Origin of the sequence: Xanthomonas bromi, assembly GCF_900092025.1 — a bacterium.
GTDB classification, from domain to species: domain Bacteria; phylum Pseudomonadota; class Gammaproteobacteria; order Xanthomonadales; family Xanthomonadaceae; genus Xanthomonas; species Xanthomonas bromi.
Genome location: NZ_FLTX01000125.1, coordinates 1 through 707 on the forward strand (window position 1 = coordinate 1; position 707 = coordinate 707).

Here is a 707-nt window from a genome sequence, read left to right on the forward strand (position 1 = left end):
CCTGGGTCAGCAATGCGCTGGGCCCGGTCGCCTCGCCGGCCGGGCCGCTGCTGCGCGCGTAGCTGCTCAGCCACAACCCCGAGGTGGCGCGCACCGCGCCCCAGGCGTCGGTGCGCAGTTCGAAGCCTTCCCCGCGGAAGCTGCCGCGGTAGTTGTCGGCCTGATGGATCAAGTGCCCCAGGGTCAGTTGCGTGGCCGCCTGCGTGGTCGCCAGTTGCAGGCGCAGTTGCTGGTCGCTGTCGTCGAACACCAGCCGGCTGTGGCCAGCGCCGCCCCATTCCCTGGATTGCACGCCCCACAGCGCGGTGGCGTTGCGGTGGTTGTCCGCGCCGCCGCCGGCGCCGTGCCAGGCCGGGGCGTGGCCCCCGGCCAGGTTGGCCTGCGCGCTGGGGCGGCCGTCGCCGGCCTGGGCATACAGGCCGGTGTCGGCCTCGGCGCCGGTGCCGCCGGGCGTGGCCGGAACGCCGGCTTCGCCCTTGCCGTTGTACAGCGCTCCCAGCACCACCGGACGGTCGATGTCCCCCTCCAGGAACCCCACCAGCACTTCCTGGCCGATGCGTGGCAGGAACTGGCTGCCCACGCCCGGGCCCGCGTAGCGCTGCGCCACCCGCAGCCACGTGCTGTCCTGCGCGGCCGCACCACAGGCCGCGTGCTGGAAGTGGAACCTGACCCGGATCCGGCCCAGCGCGTCGGCATGGACCTCCTGG

1 protein-coding gene is annotated in these 707 nt (G+C 74.3%); it reads right to left on the reverse strand.

The features are described from left to right. Window positions 1-707, reverse strand: a 707-nt coding sequence (locus tag XBLMG947_RS20805; RefSeq protein ID WP_209437496.1) for a type VI secretion system Vgr family protein, incomplete at both ends; no start/stop codon positions are given.